The organism is Alphaproteobacteria bacterium (assembly GCA_033344895.1).
In the GTDB taxonomy this organism is placed as follows: domain Bacteria; phylum Pseudomonadota; class Alphaproteobacteria; order UBA8366; family Aestuariispiraceae; genus Pacificispira.
Window position 1 is genome coordinate 1,456,982 of record JAWPMN010000001.1, and the last position, 15,745, is coordinate 1,472,726.

Sequence of the window (15,745 nt, forward strand, 5' to 3'; positions counted from 1 at the left end):
TACCGGCGCACGGAAGGGTGCCATTCTGGATTTGACCTGGGACCGCGTTCACTTCGCGCGCGGCGTGGTCGACTTCAACCACCCGGACAAGGCCCCGAACAACAAGCGCCGGGCGGTCATTCCCCTATCGCCATCGGTCATGGACGTGCTCAAGGCGGCGCATACCGAGGCGAAGGGCGAGACGGTCATAGAGGTCGACGGGAACCCGGTCCAGGATATCAAGAACAGCTTCCGGCACGCCGTCACGCAGATCGGCCGGCCGGAGGTCACGCCGCATGCCCTGAAGCATTCGGTGATTTCCTGGCTGGCCCAGGAGGGAGTGCCGATAGACCGGATCGCGTATTTGACAGAGACCAGCCGCAAGACCGTGGAACGGGTCTATCGCAAGTACAATCCGGAACATTTCGCAGCCGAAGTGGCAATTTTGGGGAACGGATTGGAGGATATCGGGACCATGGTCCCGAAACAGCCTTCGGAAAGCGCCGCCCCGAAACGACGAAAACCCCCGGTTTCCCGAGGGTTTTCGATGGTGGAGCCAAGCGGGATCGAACCGCTGACCTCTACACTGCCAGTGTAGCGCTCTCCCAGCTGAGCTATGGCCCCTTTGGGACGTCGCCGGTGGAGGCTGAGCCTCTATCCGGCGCGGCGGCATGCGTTATACACACAGCGCGCCGTCCCGCAAGTAGTTTTCCGACCCCCGGTCAGGAATCGTCGTCGTCTTCGCCCTTGCCGCCGACGACCGGCACATCGTCGTCGTCCAGATCGGACGTGTCTTCCAGGACGCCGTCATCGTCGTCGTCGCCCAGGTCATCGTCGAGATCCGTATCCAGATCGTCGTCGTCCTTGGCCGCCGCCTTCTTCTCGGCTTCCTTCTTCGCCTTCTCGTCGGCAATCTGCTGGCGGCCGCGCTTCAGCTTGGTTGCCGCTTCCGGATCGAACACCGTCTCACAGGACGGGCAAACGATCGGGTCCTTTTTCATGTCGTAGAACTTCGCGCCGCAGCTAAGACATGTGCGTTTGAAGCCCCATTCCGGTTTCGCCACGCCGTCGTCCTCCTTCGGGATTGGAACCGCGCCTTTCGCGCCGTTCCGGAAATCATCATTCGGGCCGCAAACGACCCATGGCGCGCGCCTTTGCCAAATTCAGGTCGCACTGTCAAAAGCTATTTCTCGAACAACCGGGATTTCCGCGAACGGCACGGGAATTGCTTTCGACCGCTCGACACAATTCCTGCGGGAGTACCCCCTCGTGTTCGATGCCATCTCCCCCCTGTTCGGCGGCGCCATGACCGGCGCCGGTGGCGTGCCCCAGGGCAAGAAGCCCTATGCTGGCGCGCAGGCGGCCCGGGCCACCGCCGCACCGGACGAAGCGAAGGCCGCCAATGTCGCGGCGGTCGAACGGATCAAGGAAATCGGGTTCGCCAAATGGGCGGAAGAGGAGCGCGCCCGAAAGCTTGAGGAGATGCGCGCCGAGATCCTGGCGGCCATGGGCCTCAGCGAGGCAGATCTTGCCGGTATGGACAGCGCGTCCCGCGGCTCCATCGAACAAATGATCCAGAAGGAAATCCAGGAGCGCCTCGCCGCGTCCTCCCTGTCCGGCGAGGGCAAGCAGGCAGGTGCCGTCACGGGCCCGTTCCAACTGCCGAATGCCGCACAGACCGCAACGTCGCAACCCCCGTCCGCCGAAGGGTTCGCAATCGGTGGGGCCCCGGGGACCGGGGTGAGCATGGGCCCGGCCTCCATGGCCGTTCTGATCAGCGCCCAGGAAGGCCAAACACAGGAAATCCAGGCGCGGGAGCGCCTGTTCCGGAGCGCAGCGCAAGACATAGACCCGGCACGGGACGACGCCCGGAGCAAAGGGCTGCCGCGCGATCCGGACAGGGAACGCGGGTCGGCACTTTTTGCCTAGCCCCATGGCCGGGTGTTCCCGAACCGGCGGTCCGGACGTCGCAGGCCCCATAGAGCGGATTTTCACACCGGGGAGCGCGTGCTAAAAGCCGCACGCCCGCCGGACATTCGTCCCGGGTCTGCGCACTCCGTCCGTATCGAGGCCCGTTTTTCATGAGCGCTTCCGCCAACGCCGTCGCCGAGCCGATTTCCGCCCGTGCCGAAGGGCCGCTGTCCGGAACCGCGCGGGTACCGGGCGACAAGTCGATTTCGCACCGTGCCGTCATGCTGGGCGGACTGGCCGTTGGCGAGACGCGCATTACCGGATTGCTGGAAGGCGAAGACGTTCTGGCCACCGCCTCCGCGCTGCGCCAGCTCGGCGCCATCGTGGAACGTGACGGCGACGGCACCTGGCGGGTCGCCGGCGTCGGACTGGGCGCACTGGCCGAACCGCAGGACGTGCTGGACATGGGCAATTCGGGTACCGCCGCGCGTCTGCTGCTGGGCATCCTGGCCGGGCATCGCATCCGCTGCTTCATGACCGGCGACGCGTCGCTTCGCTCGCGCCCGATGAAGCGGGTTACCGACCCGCTCTGCGCCATGGGCGCGCGGATCGAGACCCGGGAGGGCGGACGCCTGCCGCTGATGATCGAAGGGGCCGAACCCGTCCTGCCGATCACCTATGAACTGCCGGTTCCGTCGGCACAGGTTAAGTCCGCCGTGCTGATGGCCGGGCTGATGGCGCGCGGCGAGACGGCGGTAATCGAATCCGTTGACACCCGCGATCATACCGAGCGCATGCTGACCCATTTCGGCGGCACCTTGATCCGCGAGGACATGGAAGGCGGCGGCGCACGCATCGCGGTGAAGGGCGAACCGGAACTGATGGCGGCGGACATTCTGGTGCCGGCCGACCCGTCCTCTGCCGCATTCCCGATGGTCGCTGCGCTGATCGTGCCGGGATCGGAAGTGCGCCTGCCCAATATCGGCATGAACCCGACCCGCACCGGGCTGATCGCCACGCTGCGCGATATGGGCGGCGACATCGAGATCGAGAACGAACGCATTGCGGGCGGCGAGCCGGTCGCCGACCTGACCGTCCGGCATTCAGCGCTGAAAGGCATCGACGTGCCGCCGGAACGCGCCGCCAGCATGATCGACGAATACCCGGTCCTTAGCGTTGCCGCCGCCTGTGCGGAAGGGCGCACCATGATGCGGGGTGTCGGCGAGTTGCGGGTCAAGGAATGCGACCGTATCGCGGTCATGAAGGACGGCCTGATCGCCAACGGCGTCACCGTCGAGGACGGCGAGGACTGGATGGCGGTCGAAGGCCGGCCCGGCGATATCGCCGGCGGCGCGACGGTCGCGACCCATCTGGACCACCGCATCGCCATGAGCTTCTTCGTCCTGAGCCTGGTGACGAAAAAGCCCGTTACCGTCGACGACGCCGCCCCGATCCGCACCAGTTTCCCGAATTTCCTCGACCTGATGCGCGGGCTGGGGGCGGAGACAGTCTCGTAATGGCGGAATGGGACGACTGGGCCGCGGGATGGGACGACAACCCGGCCGTGCGCATTTATGCCGACAAGGCCTTCGCCGCCCTGACGGCACGCCAGTCGGTCGACGGCCTTCGGGTGCTGGATTTCGGATGCGGCACCGGCACGCTGACCGAGAAACTGGCCGACCGGGCGGCGCATGTCGTGGCTGTGGACCTGTCGCCGAAGATGATCGCGCGCCTGACTGCGAAGGGACTCTCGCGGGTTACCGCCGTGACCGCCGATCTGACCGCCGCGACGGCACCGGAGCCGGCCGGTCTCGGAGCGCCTTTCGACCTGATCACGGCCTCGTCGGTCTGCGCCTTTCTGCCGGACTACGCGGCGGCACTGGGCAGGATGCGTCGCTTGCTCGCCCCAGGCGCAATCTTCGTGCAATGGGATTGGGAACTGGCGCCGGGCGATGCCGGAACCGGATTCTCGAAACCCGCCGTCGAACAGGCACTGCGCGAGGCGGGGTTCAACGCAATCGAGGTGACGACCGCCTTTTCGATGACTATGGATGACGCCGATACGCCGGTCTTGATGGCGATCGCGAGGAACAATGCGAGGGACGGACGATGAGTGACGGCGAGCTTGATTCTGACGCAGTTCTGCCAACGTGCCCGGTGCTGGCCGTGGACGGCCCGGCGGCCAGCGGCAAGGGCACGCTGGCCCGGCGGCTGGCGACGCAGTTCGACTTCGCCTATCTGGACACCGGCAAGCTGTACCGCGCCGTCGGGCTGAAGGTCCTGCGTACCGGCGGCGACCCGGAAGACGCGGAGGCGGCGGAAGCGGCCGCCCGCGCGCTGGACATGACGGAACTGGACGACCCCGCGTTGAGCGGCGACGAGGCCGCCTCCGCGGCGTCGAAAGTGGCCGCGATCGACGGTGTCCGACAGGCATTGCTGGAGTTCCAGCGCAGCTTTGCCGCCATGCCGCCGGAGGGCAAGAAGGGGGCTGTTCTGGACGGGCGCGACATCGGCACGGTGATCTGCCCGGCGGCGACGGCGAAGCTGTTTGTGACCGCAAACGTGGAAGTTCGGGCCGACCGACGCCACAAAGAGTTGCTCAATCGGGGCGAGACCAGTATATACCCCCGCGTTTTGGAGGAACTCAAAGCCCGGGATGCCCGCGACATGAACCGCGCGAGCGCCCCGCTGAAACCCGCTTCCGATGCGACGGTGCTCGACACCTCGGAGTTGGATGTGGAACAGGCTTTCGCCGAAGCCCTGAAGATCGTGGGCGGCAAGGTGCAGGAGGCTTTGGATGCGTTGGCGGAGGATTCGGGGGATCCCGACCTTTTCTGACCGAACCGGAACGCAAGCGTACCGATTGCGAAAGCACCGATTGCGAGAGCACAGGGAGCGCCCCCCGACACTCGGCCGCGGCTGACGCCGCGAACCCTGGCGGAAAAGAAGGGCGACAGTAGTAAACATGTGCCGGCTGCCGCGCGATAAGCCCCAAGCGCGCGGCGGGCCGTTGTTCGTTTTGGGGCGAGACCGCCGGAGACAACCGGACGGCCGGAAAACCGAACCAGACTGAAAGGAACATTTGAACCATGGCAAAAGAGAGCTTTGCCGAGCTGTTGGAAGAATCCCTGGGCGAGCGCGACTCGCTCGAAGGTACGGTAGTCAAGGGGACCGTGATCTCCGTAGACAACGACATGGCGCTGATCGATGTCGGGCTGAAGGCTGAAGGCCGTGTGCCGGTGAAGGAATTCGCCGCCCCGGGTCAGCCGGCCGAAATCGCCGTCGGCGACACCGTCGAGGTCTATGTCGAGCGGATGGAAGACAAGAACGGCGAGGCGATGCTGAGCCGCGAGAAGGCCCGCCGCGAAGAAAGCTGGATCAAGCTGGAAGAGCAGTTCAACAACAATGAACGCGTCAACGGCGTGATCTTCGGCCGCGTCAAGGGCGGCTTCACGGTCGACCTGAACGGCGCCGTGGCCTTCCTGCCGGGCAGCCAGGTGGACATTCGCCCTGTGCGCGACATCACCCCGCTGATGAACACGCCGCAGCCGTTCCAGATCCTGAAGATGGACCGCAGCCGCGGCAACATCGTCGTCTCCCGCCGTGCCGTCCTGGAAGAGACCCGCGCCGAACAGCGCGCCGAACTGGTCGAAAACCTCAAGGAAGGCCAGGTTCTGGAAGGCGTCGTCAAGAACATCACCGATTACGGTGCGTTCGTGGATCTGGGCGGTGTCGACGGGCTGCTGCACGTCACCGACATCTCCTGGCGCCGCATCAACCACCCGTCGGAAGAACTGTCCATCGGCCAGACGGTCAATGTTCAGGTCATCCGCTTCAACAGCGAAACCCAGCGCATCTCGCTGGGCATGAAACAGCTGCTGGCGGATCCGTGGGAAGGCGTCGAAGCCAAATACCCGGTCAACGCGTCCTTCACGGGCCGCGTCACGAACATCACCGACTACGGTGCGTTCGTCGAACTGGAAGCCGGCATCGAAGGTCTGGTCCACGTTTCGGAAATGTCCTGGACCAAGAAGAACGTCCACCCCGGCAAGATCGTCTCGACCTCCCAGGAAGTCGAAGTCATGGTGCTGGACGTCGACCCGAACAAGCGCCGCATCTCGCTGGGCATCAAGCAATGCCAGGAAAACCCGTGGGATACCTTCACCGAGAAGTATCCGGTGGGCGCCGAGATCGAAGGCGAGATCAAGAACATCACCGAATTCGGCATGTTCGTGGGTCTGACCGAAGAGATCGACGGCATGGTTCACATGTCCGACATCGACTGGCACACCGCCCCGGAAGAGGCGCTGGCCGGCTACAACAAGGGTGACCGGGTCAAGGCGAAGGTTCTCGACGTCGATGTCGAGAAGGAACGCGTCTCGCTGGGCATCAAGCAGCTGGAAAGCGATCCGTTCGAGGAAGCCATGGACGGCGTCCGCAAGGGCGACGTCGTGACCTGCACGGTCACCAAGGTTCAGGACAACGGCATCGAAGTGACGGTGAAGGACTCGCTGCCGGGCTTCATCCGCAAGGCGGAGCTGAGCCGCGATCGTTCGGAACAGCGTCCGGACCGCTTCGCCGAAGGCGAGAAGGTCGATGCGAAGATCACCGCCATCGACAAGTCCAGCCGCAAGCTGACCCTGTCGATTAAGGCCTTCGAAACGGCGGAAGAGAAAGAGGCCATGGCCAACTATGGCTCCTCGGATTCCGGTGCGTCCCTGGGCGATATCCTGGGCGCCGCGCTGAAGAAGAAGGAAGAGCAGTCAGGCGACGAATAATCGTCTCCGTCTGACGGAAAAACGTCTGGCCGGCCCTGCGCAAGCGGGCCGGCCTTTCGTTTTGTCGGCCTGTTGCCGTCGGAAATGCGGCGAAACCAATGACATGGCGGGTTTCGGACAAGTCTTTGTCCTTGACGGGAAAACGGCCCTTTGGCAGGGTCTGCAAGGGTTGAGAGTCGCGCCGGAGAAGAAACAACCGTTTCAGCGGGCGGCGCGCAGGTAAACAGGCGGGAGACATCCGAATGACGCGATCCGACTTGATCGCCCGTATCGCGCAGAATCGCGGGCTGTTCCAGCGCGACGTCGAAAGAGTCGTGGCAACCGTCTTTGACGAGGTCACCAGCGCGCTGTCCCGCGGGGACCGGGTCGAACTGCGTGGCTTCGGCGCCTTTTCCGTCAAGCAGCGCGACGCCCGAACCGGCCGCAACCCGCGCACCGGCGAAGCGGTCGATGTCGACGCCAAGTCGGTCCCGTTCTTCAAGACCGGCAAACAATTGCGTGAGCGTCTGAACGAGTCGCAGTAAACTGGGTATCGCCGACGAAAAGCCTCGGAGGGACCCCATGCGCGCCATCTCGAAAATCCTCGGTATCGTGATCGGTCTGCCGATCATCATCGTCGCCGTCGCCTTCGCCGTCGCCAATACGGGCCCGGTGGCGTTGGGCATCTATCCTTTCGAGACGGTGGTCGAATTGCCCATTGCGCTGCTTGTCTTTATCGTTCTTCTGATCGGGTTCACGATCGGCGCGATCTCCGCCTTTCTCGGGGCCGGGCGACTGCGCCGGCGTGTCCGGAACGCGGAGTTCCGGCTGCGGCAGATGGAAATGAACGCCGCGCGCGTCAAACGTGAGGAAGAGGCGATGGCGGCCCGGGAGCGCCAGGAAGCGGCGCTGCAGAAACCGTCAAACCGCGCCGCCCTGGCAGCGGAATAGTTTTCGGCGAACCCCGTCCAGAAATCGCCGCATTCATCTTCTTCACTACCCCGATAGGGCTAATCTGTCTGGCGTCGCCGACGAATCGGCGGCACTCTCCGCCCGTATCCGGGACCACAGGTCCCTTCCGGAAGCTGTATGCTTGAAGGGTCGAAGCGATGAAAACCGACGGTATGACCGAAGAAGAGATCAACCGCCGCCATGCCGAGAAGATGGCCAAGAAAAAGGCAGCGCGCGACAAGATGCTCGCCGACAAGAATATCGAGAAGGGTCTGCTGATCGTTCATACCGGAAAGGGCAAGGGCAAGACGACAGCCGCCATGGGCCTGGCCGCGCGCGCCGTCGGAAACGGCAAGAAGGTCTGCATCGTTCAGTTCGTCAAAGGTGTCTGGAACACCGGCGAGCGCGAAGTTTTGAAACATTTTCCTGATTTATGCGTCATGAAGGCGATGGGCGAAGGCTTCACCTGGGATACCCAGGACCGCGCCCGGGACATCGCCGCGGCGCAGGCGGCATGGGATTTCGCCAAGGAGGCCATGGCCGACCCCAGCTTCGACATGGTTATCCTGGACGAAATGAACATCGTCCTGCGCTACGACTACCTGGATCTGGCGGACGTCATGGAGACGCTGAAGGGCAAACGGGAAATGCTGCACGTCGTGGTGACCGGCCGGAACGCAAAGGAGGAGCTGATCGAGGCAGCCGATCTGGTGACCGAAATGACCCAGGTGAAACATCCGTTCCGCGCCGGTGTGAAGGCGCAGATCGGTATCGAATTCTGAACCGCGCCCGGACGGGCAGCCGCGCGCCGGAACGAAAGGAAACGACATTATGCGTATGATCGCCGCGTTTACCCTTGCACTCGCCTTGGCGACCGCGCTGCCCTTCGGCAATGCACGTGCCGACAAGCTGGATGCCGAACAACTGGTCAATGATGCCGAATTCACCGTGAAGCGGATGTGGGATCATCCGGAGTTCAAGGAATACATCCGCACCTATCTGCGTCGCGCCAAGGGTGTCGTAGTCGTCCCGACCCTGCTGAAGGGTGGGTTCATCATTGGCGGCGAGGGCGGCTCCGGCGTGCTGCTGGCCCGGGCACAGAACAATGAATGGAGCTACCCGTCCTTCGTCTCCGTCGGATCCGCTTCGATCGGGCTGCAGATCGGGGGGCAGACATCCGAACTGATGCTGATCATCATGACGGGTCGCGGATTGCAGGCCATCCTGGACGATCAGGTTCAGATCGGCGGCGAGTTGAGCGGCGCAATCGGCCCCTATGGCGGCAGCGCCGAGGCGTCGACCACGACCAATCTGGATGCCGACATCATCGCCTATTCGATTTCCAAGGGTGCCTTTGTCGGAGTGAATATCGAGGGTACCGCCCTGGTGCCGCGTGGCGGCCTGATCCGGTCCTATTACGGCCAGAACGTGTCGCCGCACGGCGTCGTGCTGGAAGGGAAAGTCGGCAATCCACACGCGGATTCGCTGCGGAACACCCTGAAGAGCCTGATTTCCCAGTAGTCCATCCCATTGGCCCAAGGGAGCCTGGCGGTATGACGGCCGCACCCGATACCCCCGCAATCATGTTTCAGGGGACCGGTTCCGATGTCGGCAAGAGCCTGCTGGTCGCGGGCCTTGCGCGGGCCTTTACCCGGCGCGGCCTGAAGGTTGCGCCGTTCAAGCCGCAGAACATGTCGAACAATGCCGCCGTCACCCCCGACGGCGGTGAAATCGGCCGCGCCCAGGCGCTTCAGGCCCGGGCCTGCGGCCGGCCGTCCGATACCGACATGAACCCGATCCTGCTGAAACCGCAGACCGATCTTGGGTCGCAGATCATCGTGCAGGGCAAGGTCTTCGGCACCGCCAAGGCACGGGATTACTACGGCCTGAAGCAGACCCTGCTGCCGAAGGCACTGGAAAGCTTCGACCGGCTGGCAGGGCATGCGGATCTGGTTCTGGTCGAAGGCGCGGGCAGTCCGGCCGAAATCAATCTGCGTGCCGGTGACATCGCCAATATGGGCTTCGCCGAAGCTGCGGACCTGCCCGTCATTCTGGTCGCCGATATCGACCGCGGCGGGGTCATCGCCAGCGTTGTCGGCACCCATGCCGTGCTGGATGCGGCCGAGCAGGAACGTTTGCGCGGATATCTGATCAACAAGTTCCGCGGCGACATCTCGCTGTTCGACGACGGGATAAGCGCCATCGGAAGCCGCACGGGCCTGGATTGCCTGGGGGTTCTGCCCTGGTTCCCGGACGCGGTTATGTTGCCCGCTGAAGATGCCGTCGCCATCGACCGGGGGGTCGTCGCAACCACCGGGACTGGTCAGAAGCCGATCAGGATCGTGGTCCCCCGCCTGTCCCGGATTGCCAATTTCGATGACCTGGACCCACTGCGCGGAGAGGCCGATGTATCGGTCGAGATCGTGCCGGCCGGCAAGCCGCTGCCGGGCGACGCGGATCTGATCCTGCTTCCGGGGTCGAAGGCCACCATTGCCGACCTGGAGGATTTTCGCCGCAACGGCTGGGATATCGACCTGCTGGGCCATCTGCGGCGCGGCGGGCGGGTACTGGGGCTCTGCGCGGGCTATCAGATGCTGGGACGCACAATCGCCGACCCCCAGGGTATCGAAGGGCCGCCGGGCACAGTGGACGGCCTGTCTCTGCTGGATGTCGACACCGTCCTTCAGGGGCCGAAGCGCCTGGTCGAGGCAACCGGCCGCGATCTGGCGACCGGACAGGCGATTTCAGGCTATGAGATGCATATGGGACGGACAACCGGCCCGGGCTGCGACACGCCCGCCGTGGAGATCGATGGGCGGCCGGACGGTGCCGTAAGCGCCAATGGACAGGTCTCCGGTTGCTATCTGCACGGCATCTTCGCCTCCGACGCGTTCCGCGCCGCCTATCTGGCCCAGTTCCGTCAGGGCCGGGATGCCGGGTCACAGTATGAGGCCACGGTCGAGCGTACACTGGACAGGCTGGCCGACCATCTGGAGCAGCATTGCGATCTGGACCGGATGCTGTTCATTGCACGGAGCCGCACGGCCCCCTGATCAAGACCGTTACGGGAGAGAAGCACGATGTCCGGACCGGATTTCGAGACGCCGGTATTTGAGCCCCTTGAGGGCTATATCCGCTACCCGGAGGAAGAAATGCGCGCCCGGGCGGAAGCCTTCCGCGCCACGTTGAAGCGTCGACGCACGGTGCGCGATTACGAGGACCGGCCGGTCCCGCATGCGGTCCTCGAAGCCTGTCTGGAGGCCGCGGCCTCCGCCCCGTCGGGCGCCAACATGCAGCCCTGGCATTTCACCGTGATCGAGGACCCCGCGGTCAAGCGCCGGATCCGGATCGCTGCGGAAGAGGAAGAGCGTGACTTCTACGACGGTCGCGCACCGGAGGAATGGCTGCGCGCGCTGGCCCCGCTTGGCACCGACGCCGACAAGGGATTCCTGGAACGGGCAACGCTGATCGCGATCTTTGCCCAGCGCTATGGGAGCCTGCCCGACGGAACCCGGGTGAAGCACTATTACGTCCCCGAATCCGTCGGCATCGCGACCGGGTTTCTGATCGCCGCCCTGCACCATGCGGGGCTGGCCACCCTGACCCATACCCCCAGCCCCATGGGATTCCTGTCCGAAATCTGTGGACGCCCGGAAAACGAGAAGCCCTACCTGCTTCTGGTCACGGGTTATCCCGCAGCCGACTGCACCGTTCCGGTCTTCGGCGGCACGCGTCGCCCGCCGGAAGACTACACCAGCTGGATCTGACGGTTACTTCCAGCGCGGCTCGAACGGGACCGGTCGTGGATATCGCGATGCGAAATCGTGCTGGGTCAGGTCCATATGACTGCGCGTGTATTCCTCCGTCGCGTCGCGTTTGGGCTGCCAGTCCCAGGCATGCTGCCGACCGATGCGAAGAGCGCCGGACAGGACCCGTCGGCGATTCTGACTGTCCAGCACCTGGTCGCGTATCGCGGCAGGATCCCAGTGATCGCCAGCCCAGCCCCTGAACATGGCGAGGCGGTCGGATTGATCAGGGTTCCCGGCGAGGTTGGTCAGTTCGTTCGGGTCGCTGGATAGATCGAACAATTGCTCCGGGTCGCCGGGACAGCAGGTGTACTTCCAGCTCCCTTCGCGCAGCAGGAGCATCGGCTGGCCGGTTCCCTCCGCCGTATATTCCGCGACGGTGCGGTTCCGTGCCGTCGTGCCGTCCGCGAAGTTGAGCAGGCTTTCGCCATCCAGCGGGTCGACCGGGTCCGGTATCGCCGCACCAGTTCCTTCGGCGGCCATCTGCATCAATGTCGGCGTTACATCGACCTGACTGACCGGTTCCCGGACCACCATGCCCTGCGGCGTCCGACCCGGCACATGGAGGATCAGCGGTATCCGGCAGGACCATTCGAAGAAGCTCATCTTGTACCACAGCCCGCGCTCACCCAGCATGTCGCCATGGTCGGCGACCACCATGATCGCGGTGTCGTCCGCCAGACCGCATTCGTCCAGCGCTTCACGCAGCCTTCCGAGCCAGTGATCGACATAGGAGACATTGGCCATATAGGCCCGCCGCGTCCGCCTGATGTCCTCCGGTCCGAAATCGACCGCGTCGATGGCCGAGACCTTCTCCAGCCGCAGGCTGTGCGGATCGTTTTCGTCGCGCGCGGGCCGCGGCACGGTCGGCATCGGAATATCCGTATCCTCGTACAGGTTCCAGAAGCTCGGCCGCGCGGCATAGGGGTCATGCGGATGGATGAAGCTGGAGACCAGACAGAAGGGCCGGCCGTCCTGGGAACGGGCGGCGTCGTAAATCGCCCTCAGGCTCGCCGCCCCGACCTCGTCATCATATTCCAGCTGGTTGGTGATCGCAGCCGGCCCCGACTGAATGATTGAGGACATGTTGTGATACCACAGGTCGATCCGCTCCTCCGGCTGGCGCCAATCCGGCACCCAGCCGAAATCTGCGGGATAGACGTCGGTTGTGTGCCGCTCCTCGAATCCGTGCAGTTGATCCGCGCCGACAAAGTGCATCTTGCCGGCCAGACCGGTGCGATATCCCATCATGCGCAGATAATGCGCGAAGGTCGGAACCGTCGACGGCAGATAGGCGGCATTGTCCCATCCGCCGAAGCGGGAAATGTACTGTCCCGTCATGAAGGCATAGCGGCCCGGTGTACACAGCGGGCTGTTGGTATAGGCGGCGTCGTAGCGGACGCCTTCGGATGCCAGCCGATCCATATGCGGGGTCCGAACAGCGTCGTTTCCATAGCAACCCACCATGAAAGGCGTCAGTTGATCGGCCATGAAGATGAGAATGTTGCGCGCGCCCATGACGTGATCTCCCCGTATTTTCGGCGTGAACCCTTCTTGCCCTGTGGCAGCGAATGGGCGCCCCCGCAAGCGGAAAACCGGCGAAAACCGCGAAAATCAGCCGATCCATAAACGGCATGGATGGCGCCCAGATACGGCGTGAATGACCGCCTGGACAAAGGTCGAAATTAATATTGAGAATGATTATCAATTGCGTTATTGAGAGTTAAGCGGATCGCCAAGCCGATGCGCAACGGAAGGAGAAAGCTTATGACACTGGCCTCAGGAACCGGCGCCCGCGCCGGCTGCAGATCGGAAAACGCGTCCCGCGCGATGACCTGTGGGTGGGCCGACAGCCTGTTTCTGCTGCGCGGTCGTCGCCTGTCGCGACGCCAGGCGGCAAACGGAACGATGGAGGTCGTGGCGGCATGCTGATCCGAATGGCGGGACCCGGACCGATCGACGCGCTGTACCACGCGGTCCGCTTCGACGACCTGAAATTCGCCGAGCGGCTTGCGGTCTGGACTCTTCGCCTTTGGAATCAATCGGTCGCGCCGGACGGGTCTCACCGAAACATCCTGTCCATCGCCTATGAAAAGGCCGGCGCACCGGACGCCATGCCCTCCATCGACGGAACGCTCTGGGCGTTCCAGATCGGCGGCCACAGGAAACTGTCCGTCGGATATCCCTGCACGGCAACGCTCTCGGAGGATGAGCGCCGCCTTCTACATCTGCTGGCCTGCTATCAGGCGGGGGCGGCCCCGGCCGCGCGACCGGTGCTGGACACCCTGGCGCCCGCCGCAACCGCCCGCGCCGTGCAGGCCCCCCTCTCCGTCTGGGCGGCGTGCCTGGAACGCGCCGGCCTGGTCCTGCCAATTCGCGATTGGGACCTGCCGGAGCTGCGCGGTCCGGTTCAGATTGAATCGACCTCTACGCAACACCAGCGCGCGGTTCACTGACTTTCCGCCGTCGCCTCCGCTTTCTGAGGCCCCTGCTTCGGCGGTACGATATGCCGGTTGAGAACGTCGAACAGGGCGTTGGGAACAACCGGCTTCGGCAGATAATCGTCGAAACCGTGTCCCAGATAGCGTTCCCGCGCCCGGTCCAGCGCATCCGCCGTCAATGCCACAATCGTTGCTGCCGCGTTCGGGCCGCCGGTGGACCGGATGGTCCTGGCCGCCTCGATCCCGTCCATGTTGGGCATCTGCGAATCCATCAGGATCAGATCGTAGCGCATGGCGCCGGCCTTCTGCACCGCGACGATGCCGTCTTCCGCGAAGTCGACAAGGCCGCACCCCAGAGCCGCCAATAGGGTGCCGATCAATTCGCGATTGGTCTCGTTGTCCTCCGCCACCAGCAGGCGGGCGGATGACCAGTCCGGCGCATCATCCCCCTCATCGGCGATGACCGACGGTTTCGGCGAGTCCCCCACAATCTCTGCACTGAGTTCCAACGGCACTTCGAAGGCAAAGGTCGCGCCGGCACCGGGACGTCCCTCGGCCCGGACGGTTCCGTCCATCGCGTCGATGATCCGCTTGACGATGGCGAGGCCCAGCCCGGTACCACCGAAGCGGCGGGTCGTGGACTCGTCCTCCTGCGTGAAGGCCTCGAACAGCTGTTCCGCCGCAGCGGGGTCGAATCCGATCCCGGTGTCGACCACTTCGATACGGACCCGGATCCTGTTTTCCGTCACCTCGGTCCGCTGGGCCCGGATCGTGACGCCGCCTTTCTTCGTGAACTTGAGGGCGTTGCTGATCAGGTTCGTCAGCACCTGCCGTATCCGCGTCGGATCCCCCAGAACGACGGTATCCAGCTCCGGCCGCAGGTCCAGAGACAGGTCCAGCCCCTTCTCCGAACAATCGCTGCCGAAAACCTCGGCAGCCTCCGTGATCAGGCGCGACAGGTTGAACGGCACCGCTTCGAGGACCAGCTGGTCGGCCTCCATCTTGCTGACATCCAGGATGTCGTTGAGAATCGACAGCAAGGACCGCGCGGAGCGTTGAACAATTTCCGCATAGCGTCGTTGCGTCGGCGCAAGCGGTCCGGATGCCAGAAGATCCGCCATGCCGATGATCCCGTTCATCGGCGTCCGGATTTCATGGCTCATGCTGGAGAGGAACTGGGTCTTCGCCGCATTGGCCCGCTCTGCGTCGTATCGCGCTTCCTCCACCCGCGCCATGCTGTCGCGCACATGGCGGAGAGCCGGCCAGATCACGAACACGCCGCAGATCAGCAGCGTGGCCAGCATGGCCAGCCACAGCACCAGTGTCACGACCGACAGCTTGGTCTGGGCGTCTTCGGCGGCCTTCTGATAGAGCAGGACGGCACCATCCAGTCCTTGCAGCAGGGGGTGCCGCGCCTCCCGCGCCAGCTGGTCCAGGTCGTTCTCCGACGCGACACCGGTACGTGTATCGCGCTCAACCCGTTCCGCCGCCTCCAGAAAGGAGCGGACCTGCATGTCCAGGGTGGGGTCACCCGCAAAATAGTATGCCGCCACGGTCTCGTCGGGCGGCGGCATTCCCCAGACGGAATCACCATGGGCGAGGGCGGTATGCGCCGCCCGCATCTGATCCACTGCCGCATGCAGGTCGTCGCGCGTCCCTTCCCGCGCAGCACCGTGCCGCGCTGCCTCACGGGATGCCTCCACGGCAAGCGCCGCAATGCGCTGGCTCAGCATCCGCTGACGGCCGCTGACATTGATCAGTTGCGCATATGCACTCTGGGAATCGACGACCTGCTTCGAGATCAGGAATTCGGTACTTGCCAACACGCCCACAAGCGCCAGGGCCAACACAACTCTCAGGGCGAGTTTCCGATACACCAGCCGACTATCGGGCGAAGTTC

17 protein-coding genes and 1 tRNA gene are annotated in these 15,745 nt (G+C 64.1%); 13 read left to right on the forward strand and 5 right to left on the reverse strand.

The window, feature by feature from the left end; genetic code table 11:
- Positions 1-124: 124 nt before the first annotated feature.
- From R8L07_07110 to R8L07_07120, 3 genes are all read right to left on the reverse strand, one after another.
- Positions 125-289, reverse strand: a complete 165-nt coding sequence (locus R8L07_07110) for a hypothetical protein (protein MDW3205299.1) — start codon at positions 287-289, stop codon at positions 125-127.
- Positions 290-527: 238 nt separating this feature from the next.
- A tRNA-Ala gene (locus tag R8L07_07115) sits at positions 528-603 on the reverse strand.
- 98 nt (positions 604-701) lie between these two features.
- Positions 702-1,043 (reverse strand): TIGR02300 family protein, encoded by a 342-nt coding sequence (locus tag R8L07_07120; protein ID MDW3205300.1) that lies wholly within the window; start codon positions 1,041-1,043, stop codon positions 702-704.
- A gap of 205 nt (positions 1,044-1,248) precedes the next feature.
- Between R8L07_07120 and R8L07_07125 the strand changes: the two genes are divergently transcribed.
- The 11 genes from R8L07_07125 to R8L07_07175 all read left to right on the forward strand — a co-directional run bounded on the left by R8L07_07125 (position 1,249) and on the right by R8L07_07175 (position 11,365).
- Positions 1,249-1,908, forward strand: a complete 660-nt coding sequence (locus R8L07_07125) for a hypothetical protein (protein MDW3205301.1) — start codon at positions 1,249-1,251, stop codon at positions 1,906-1,908.
- A 152-nt stretch (positions 1,909-2,060) separates the two neighbouring features.
- Positions 2,061-3,407 (forward strand): 3-phosphoshikimate 1-carboxyvinyltransferase, encoded by a 1,347-nt coding sequence (aroA, locus tag R8L07_07130; protein MDW3205302.1) that lies wholly within the window; start codon positions 2,061-2,063, stop codon positions 3,405-3,407.
- Complete coding sequence (locus tag R8L07_07135) at positions 3,407-4,003, forward strand: class I SAM-dependent methyltransferase (protein ID MDW3205303.1); 597 nt, start codon at positions 3,407-3,409, stop codon at positions 4,001-4,003. The genes aroA and R8L07_07135 overlap by 1 nt, the downstream gene beginning before the upstream one ends.
- Positions 4,000-4,728: a (d)CMP kinase gene (gene cmk, locus R8L07_07140; GenBank protein ID MDW3205304.1), complete on the forward strand. Its 729-nt coding sequence runs from the start codon at positions 4,000-4,002 to the stop codon at positions 4,726-4,728. The genes R8L07_07135 and cmk overlap by 4 nt, the downstream gene beginning before the upstream one ends.
- A gap of 251 nt (positions 4,729-4,979) precedes the next feature.
- A complete protein-coding gene (gene rpsA, locus R8L07_07145) occupies positions 4,980-6,668 on the forward strand; it encodes a 30S ribosomal protein S1 (protein ID MDW3205305.1) in 1,689 nt (562 codons plus the stop codon).
- A gap of 242 nt (positions 6,669-6,910) precedes the next feature.
- Positions 6,911-7,192 (forward strand): integration host factor subunit beta, encoded by a 282-nt coding sequence (gene ihfB / locus R8L07_07150; GenBank protein MDW3205306.1) that lies wholly within the window; start codon positions 6,911-6,913, stop codon positions 7,190-7,192.
- 37 nt (positions 7,193-7,229) lie between these two features.
- Positions 7,230-7,598 carry a LapA family protein gene (locus R8L07_07155; protein ID MDW3205307.1) on the forward strand — a complete coding sequence of 123 codons (369 nt, stop codon included), beginning with the start codon at positions 7,230-7,232 and terminating at the stop codon, positions 7,596-7,598.
- Positions 7,599-7,756: 158 nt separating this feature from the next.
- A complete protein-coding gene (gene cobO, locus R8L07_07160) occupies positions 7,757-8,380 on the forward strand; it encodes a cob(I)yrinic acid a,c-diamide adenosyltransferase (GenBank protein MDW3205308.1) in 624 nt (207 codons plus the stop codon).
- Positions 8,381-8,429: 49 nt separating this feature from the next.
- A complete protein-coding gene (locus R8L07_07165; protein ID MDW3205309.1) occupies positions 8,430-9,119 on the forward strand; it encodes a lipid-binding SYLF domain-containing protein in 690 nt (229 codons plus the stop codon).
- A gap of 32 nt (positions 9,120-9,151) precedes the next feature.
- A complete protein-coding gene (locus tag R8L07_07170; protein MDW3205310.1) occupies positions 9,152-10,651 on the forward strand; it encodes a cobyric acid synthase in 1,500 nt (499 codons plus the stop codon).
- A 27-nt stretch (positions 10,652-10,678) separates the two neighbouring features.
- A complete protein-coding gene (locus tag R8L07_07175; GenBank protein ID MDW3205311.1) occupies positions 10,679-11,365 on the forward strand; it encodes a nitroreductase family protein in 687 nt (228 codons plus the stop codon).
- 3 nt (positions 11,366-11,368) lie between these two features.
- On the opposite strand, the gene betC is transcribed toward R8L07_07175, so the two are convergent.
- Complete coding sequence (gene betC / locus R8L07_07180) at positions 11,369-12,922, reverse strand: choline-sulfatase (protein ID MDW3205312.1); 1,554 nt, start codon at positions 12,920-12,922, stop codon at positions 11,369-11,371.
- Between the two features lie 249 nt (positions 12,923-13,171).
- Between betC and R8L07_07185 the strand changes: the two genes are divergently transcribed.
- The gene (locus tag R8L07_07185; GenBank protein MDW3205313.1) at positions 13,172-13,336 is read left to right on the forward strand and encodes a hypothetical protein; all 165 of its coding nucleotides are present in this window, start codon (positions 13,172-13,174) and stop codon (positions 13,334-13,336) included.
- Positions 13,330-13,860 (forward strand): hypothetical protein, encoded by a 531-nt coding sequence (locus tag R8L07_07190; protein ID MDW3205314.1) that lies wholly within the window; start codon positions 13,330-13,332, stop codon positions 13,858-13,860. Before R8L07_07185 ends, R8L07_07190 begins: the two co-directional genes overlap by 7 nt.
- Here the strand turns inward: R8L07_07190 and R8L07_07195 are convergent.
- Positions 13,854-15,671, reverse strand: coding sequence for an ATP-binding protein (locus R8L07_07195; protein MDW3205315.1), 1,818 nt, complete (start codon positions 15,669-15,671; stop codon positions 13,854-13,856). The genes R8L07_07190 and R8L07_07195 overlap by 7 nt on opposite strands.
- Positions 15,672-15,745: the final 74 nt, after the last annotated feature.

Excerpts from the sequence above, each read along its gene's own strand:
- R8L07_07110 (MDW3205299.1), bottom strand. The coding sequence starts at position 289 with ATGCTTCAGGGCATGCGGCGTGACCTCCGGCCGGCCGATCTGCGTGAC.
- aroA (MDW3205302.1), top strand. The coding sequence starts at position 2,061 with ATGAGCGCTTCCGCCAACGCCGTCGCCGAGCCGATTTCCGCCCGTGCC.
- R8L07_07135 (MDW3205303.1), top strand. The coding sequence starts at position 3,407 with ATGGCGGAATGGGACGACTGGGCCGCGGGATGGGACGACAACCCGGCC.
- cmk (MDW3205304.1), top strand. The coding sequence starts at position 4,000 with ATGAGTGACGGCGAGCTTGATTCTGACGCAGTTCTGCCAACGTGCCCG.
- rpsA (MDW3205305.1), top strand. The coding sequence starts at position 4,980 with ATGGCAAAAGAGAGCTTTGCCGAGCTGTTGGAAGAATCCCTGGGCGAG.
- ihfB (MDW3205306.1), top strand. The coding sequence starts at position 6,911 with ATGACGCGATCCGACTTGATCGCCCGTATCGCGCAGAATCGCGGGCTG.
- R8L07_07155 (MDW3205307.1), top strand. The coding sequence starts at position 7,230 with ATGCGCGCCATCTCGAAAATCCTCGGTATCGTGATCGGTCTGCCGATC.
- cobO (MDW3205308.1), top strand. The coding sequence starts at position 7,757 with ATGAAAACCGACGGTATGACCGAAGAAGAGATCAACCGCCGCCATGCC.
- R8L07_07165 (MDW3205309.1), top strand. The coding sequence starts at position 8,430 with ATGCGTATGATCGCCGCGTTTACCCTTGCACTCGCCTTGGCGACCGCG.
- R8L07_07170 (MDW3205310.1), top strand. The coding sequence starts at position 9,152 with ATGACGGCCGCACCCGATACCCCCGCAATCATGTTTCAGGGGACCGGT.
- R8L07_07175 (MDW3205311.1), top strand. The coding sequence starts at position 10,679 with ATGTCCGGACCGGATTTCGAGACGCCGGTATTTGAGCCCCTTGAGGGC.
- betC (MDW3205312.1), bottom strand. The coding sequence starts at position 12,922 with ATGGGCGCGCGCAACATTCTCATCTTCATGGCCGATCAACTGACGCCT.
- R8L07_07185 (MDW3205313.1), top strand. The coding sequence starts at position 13,172 with ATGACACTGGCCTCAGGAACCGGCGCCCGCGCCGGCTGCAGATCGGAA.
- R8L07_07190 (MDW3205314.1), top strand. The coding sequence starts at position 13,330 with ATGCTGATCCGAATGGCGGGACCCGGACCGATCGACGCGCTGTACCAC.